The sequence below is a fragment of the Pseudomonas sp. 10B238 genome (genome assembly GCF_000970615.1).
Taxonomy (GTDB): domain Bacteria; phylum Pseudomonadota; class Gammaproteobacteria; order Pseudomonadales; family Pseudomonadaceae; genus Stutzerimonas.
Window position 1 is genome coordinate 1 of record NZ_KQ033960.1, and the last position, 4,153, is coordinate 4,153.

At 54.0% G+C, this 4,153-nt stretch carries 4 protein-coding genes and 1 pseudogene; 2 read left to right on the top strand and 3 right to left on the bottom strand.

Translation table 11 applies throughout. From position 1 onward, the window contains the following. Together RT21_RS22630 and RT21_RS22635 are read left to right on the top strand one after the other, a co-directional pair. Positions 1-1,040 (top strand): ATP-grasp domain-containing protein (locus tag RT21_RS22630; RefSeq protein ID WP_046164438.1); only part of this gene is annotated, 1,040 nt, incomplete at its 5' end. Between the two features lie 544 nt (positions 1,041-1,584). After that, positions 1,585-2,040, top strand: a complete 456-nt coding sequence (locus RT21_RS22635; protein ID WP_003292642.1) for a DUF305 domain-containing protein — start codon at positions 1,585-1,587, stop codon at positions 2,038-2,040. Here the strand turns inward: RT21_RS22635 and RT21_RS22640 are convergent. From RT21_RS22640 to RT21_RS23975, 3 genes and pseudogenes are all read right to left on the bottom strand, one after another. Further along, a complete protein-coding gene (locus RT21_RS22640; RefSeq protein ID WP_003292641.1) occupies positions 2,015-2,740 on the bottom strand; it encodes an SDR family NAD(P)-dependent oxidoreductase in 726 nt (241 codons plus the stop codon). The two genes, RT21_RS22635 and RT21_RS22640, sit on opposite strands and share 26 nt — an antisense overlap. Positions 2,741-3,118: 378 nt before the next feature. Next, positions 3,119-3,448, bottom strand: a complete 330-nt coding sequence (locus tag RT21_RS22645; RefSeq protein ID WP_041754615.1) for a four-helix bundle copper-binding protein — start codon at positions 3,446-3,448, stop codon at positions 3,119-3,121. Positions 3,449-3,926: 478 nt separating this feature from the next. Continuing rightward, positions 3,927-4,153: pseudogene (locus RT21_RS23975) on the bottom strand (cytochrome c); the annotation flags it as partial.

Consider the following 4,153-nt stretch of genomic DNA (forward strand, 5'->3'; position numbering starts at 1 on the left):
TCGAGTCAGCAGGAATCGACTGCCTAATCGCAGACCCAGCCGATCTGGCCTTTCACAACGAGTCCCTCTTGGTCGACGGAAAGCCTGTGGATCTCGTCTACAACCGACTCACCGATTTCTATCTGGAAGGCGACAATTGCAGCGCGCTGCGCAGCGCTTATTTGGCTGATGTCGTGACGGTAACGCCACACCCTCAGGCCTATGCCCTTTACGCCGACAAACGCAGGTTGGTTGACCTAACCAACGCACGTTTTTTGGAAGAGATTGGCGTTGATCAGCAAATCCGAACCGTATTGGCCCAATACGTCCCGCTTACCGTTCCTGTCGGGCATGGTAATGCAGAGCACCTGTGGCAAAACCGCCGTAGCCTCTTTTTCAAGCCTGTCAGCGGGTATGGTAGTCGCGGTGCATACCGAGGAGACAAGCTCACCAAGCGCGTTTGGGAAGAAATCGTTGGCGGAAACTACGTGGCCCAGTCCCTTGTAGCTCCTGGCGAGCGTAGAATCGTCGCCGACCCTCAGGTACGATCGATGAAGTTTGATCTGCGCGCTTACGCTTATGCTGGCGAGGTGCAGTGGAACGCTGCCAGGGTCTACCAAGGCCAGACGACCAACTTCAGAACAGAGGGGGGCGGTTTTGCTCCCGTTTTTACCTTAGGCGAGGAAGAGGAGCGAGCCGGTTCTACAGAGCAACGGTCGCACGCCTCGTTCACGTTCTTGCTCGACGAAACCGGCGCCGTAGAGGAACTGCCGCACCCGCTATATCTGGCGCTGGTTCGAGCCGAAATGGCTACTTCTAAGCTTGCCGGTAAGCGTTTCCGATTGGCGGACTGGTATGTGGCAATGGAAGATGGCCATCCTTCCGAAGTCATCCGAGAATTGTACGGCTGGGTTGCTTTCGACGCAGATGGCGCCTACCACCCTGAAGTTGGCCCACCAGAAAATGGTCAGCCAAATAGTATTGGCAATGTTGACTCATCTGCCCTGCCAACACCGGAAGAACATGATCGAATCGAAGGTCTGTTGTTTCAAAGTGAGTGAGGTCCCGCGCGCCACGAAAGGCGCGGCTTGGGACAGAATAACCTCGCCGCTCAGTTTTGGAGCCAGCTACACCCAGCCGTCTTAGCCGCCACACATCTAATGTGCGAATACTAACCCTGCGGTCACACTCGACAAGAACGTGGCATATGCTGGGTGCTGAATTGTTCTCTCCGAGTGTTCTATTGCTCACGATAACTCTTTGGGCTTGCTAAGCCGAGTAGTCGGGTCTCAAGGCTTGAAGGCCATCTTAGTGGGCCCGCTCTTTCGCGCAGTGGTCCATAGCGCGACGTTGGTATTGTCTGCTTATAAGCTATTAGCGATTGATTAGTTCAGGGGAACATTACGCGTAGTACAGCGCTGGCAGCGCTTTAAGCCGGTCTTAAAGCGGTCGATGATTACATTTTTGTAAGCTTCTCAAAAAATCGAAACCTCATCATCTTCGGCTTGTCCGTTTTTAGGAGAGCATTCGAAAGCCACTTCTAAGCAGGGCTGCGCGAACACGTTGAGTCGCCGATCCAGCAGCAATCATTAAAGAGGTCTAACTATGCAAATGTCTTACTGGCGCTTTGCAGCGATGGTAGCCACGTCTACGATCATTATGTATGGCGTGATGTACTTAAATACTTACTCGTTCGAGCATGTTTTTTGGAGCGAGACTCGCGCTTGGATGGCATTAGTGATGGGCGCGGTAATGGCAGTAGTCATGCTCGCATTCATGCTCAACATGTATAAGCGTAAGTCAGTAAACCTAGCGATATTGGCAGGAAGTGCAGTAGCTTTTACCATTGCACTATGGCTTGTACGTGGGCAAGCGACGGTAGACGACACGGACTACATGAAGGCCATGATCCCCCACCATTCCATAGCAATCCTAACAAGTGAACGAGCTCAGATTTCAGATCCTCGCGTCCGCAAGTTAGCTGACGAAATCATCGACGCTCAGCGCCGAGAAATCGCAGAAATGAAGTCCCTGATCAATGAACTAGAAAGGGCAAATTGATTCCCAGAAACGGTGTGTCCACAGCCCAGGGCATGACGGTGGCGACATTGATGGTCTCGCTACCGCTCAGGCGAATCTCCTCAGCGATTGCCGCGCCGAGATTTATGACGCCACCTTTGGTCGCTGCGGAGGAGGCATGATAAGCCAGCGGTATCTCGCTCTCGACTGAGCCCACGTTGACAAGCGTGCCGAAGCCTTGAGCTCTGAACTGGCGCATGGCTGCGTGGCTGCCATAGATCATGCCCTTAAGATTGACATCCACGATCCGCGCATGGTCCTCGACGGGAACGTCCTCGAAACGACCCAGCGCTCCGACCGCAGCGTTGTTAATCCAAACGTCGATCCTGCCGAAACGCTCGATGGCGGCTCGTGCCAAGTCCTGCATCTCGTTCGGGTTGCTCACGTCGGTGGTCACCACCAGTGCCGATCCTCCAGCCATGCGTATCTGCGCGGCCAGTTCTTCGAGCACGTCGGTCCGGCGGGCCGCTAGCACCACGTCGCCTTGCAGAGCGGCAAGCTTGAGCGCCACGCCGCGGCCGAAGCCACTGGAGGCACCAGTGATGACAAAGGTTTTGCGAGCAACGCTTGGCTGGTCGCTTGGTTTCAGGCGCGGGGAAACGGCGCAGCCACTGAGTTGCAGAACGGCGAGCAGTACTAGCAGCAAAGCCAATCGCTGCGATGGGAATATTCGCAAAACCATTTTCGTTTTCTCCCAGCAAAATAAGGTCGCATGGCCCGCTTGGTTGTTGTTGGACCGCCTTTTTGCCAGGAGCTTTCATGCTAATTCACTCAATTAGTTCTCAGCGCTCAATCGGGAGACAGTGGCAAGAGAATAGACCGTTACGGTGGCGATCATCGGTGGCTAAGTAAGAGTTGCTAGCGCGTAACTATCGTATTTCGCTTTGGAATGAAATGCTGCTGGACAGGGATTGATTCGCTCTTGGCAGTTGCGGGTATCGTACGCACTTTTTCGATATGTCATGGAGGCGCGAACATTAAGCGCACCATGGCTTTTCTTATTCTTCGAGGGGCTCTGACACTCCCAATTTAGTAGTGCCAGAGCAGTGAGTTACGGATGTTATCCTGCCATTCGCTCACATTCCTCAGCGCAGTTCATGCACGCCTTCGCACACTCTTGGCAATGATCCATTTCATGCTTCGCGCATTCCTCTCCGCATGCACGGCAGATCTTGGCGCAAAGGGCGCAGAACTCCTTAGCATATTCACTTTCGCGGCTCATCAGTGTGGCAGCCAACCTGCAAATGTCCGCGCAGTCGCGGTCAAGCTCGATGCAGCGAGCCATCATTTTTACATCATCCTCGCGTAGGCAAGCAGAGGCGCACATTTCGCACACTAGGGCACAGTTCGAACAAGCTTGGATACAGGATGCGAACATTGAGTTTGTCATTTACGTTCTCCAGGGTTCGATAGTTGTATTTCGTCGTTTGCTTACTGGCCGATATGGCTCATCAGCCTGTTAGCAGACACTGAATTACGACACGCTCCTACCGAGCCCGTTTCGAAAAACCTCATTACAATGTTGTAAGGTAAGTCCAACCGCACCGGGGATCTGCGGGCGCAGTTGGTGGCGATGTGGCCGTCAGATTGCCTGTACGGCTTCGCTAGTCTGTTCGAGATGATTGAGTTGAAAATGAGGGAGCTCCCTGTCGCCACGACTGGGAGCATTCGTTGGGGAACGGCCGGAGCGCAAGCCGCTTAACTAGGTAAGTTACTGGCCTTGCGGCCTAACTTTTAGGAAGGAAGCAATTGCAAAGCCCTCCGGTACCGTTGCGTCGACTAGGATGGCCTAGGGCCGATCCTCTGCTTGCTGAACCGCCTTTCTTAGAGCCTCGATCAGAACCGCATAGGCACACATATACCGGATGTTAGTGCTCGTGTTGCTTCCCGTCTGCGTGCACATGGTTTTTTGAAGGGGATTTGCCTTCCGCATCGGCACTGTCACTGCCATTGCTGTGCTCAACCGCCTGGGGCTCCTCGGACGCATGATGGTCATCGCTTTCGTTATTACCATGATGACCGGAGCCTGATTGGCCGGATGCTCCACCTGTGCTGCTGGAGCCATGGTGATCCGAGCCGCCACTGTCGCCCTGAT

What these genes read in the sequence shown, in the direction of transcription:
- RT21_RS22645 (WP_041754615.1), bottom strand. Translation starts at nt 3,448, where the DNA reads ATGACAAACTCAATGTTCGCATCCTGTATCCAAGCTTGTTCGAACTGT.
- RT21_RS22640 (WP_003292641.1), bottom strand. Translation starts at nt 2,740, where the DNA reads ATGGTTTTGCGAATATTCCCATCGCAGCGATTGGCTTTGCTGCTAGTA.
- RT21_RS22635 (WP_003292642.1), top strand. Translation starts at nt 1,585, where the DNA reads ATGCAAATGTCTTACTGGCGCTTTGCAGCGATGGTAGCCACGTCTACG.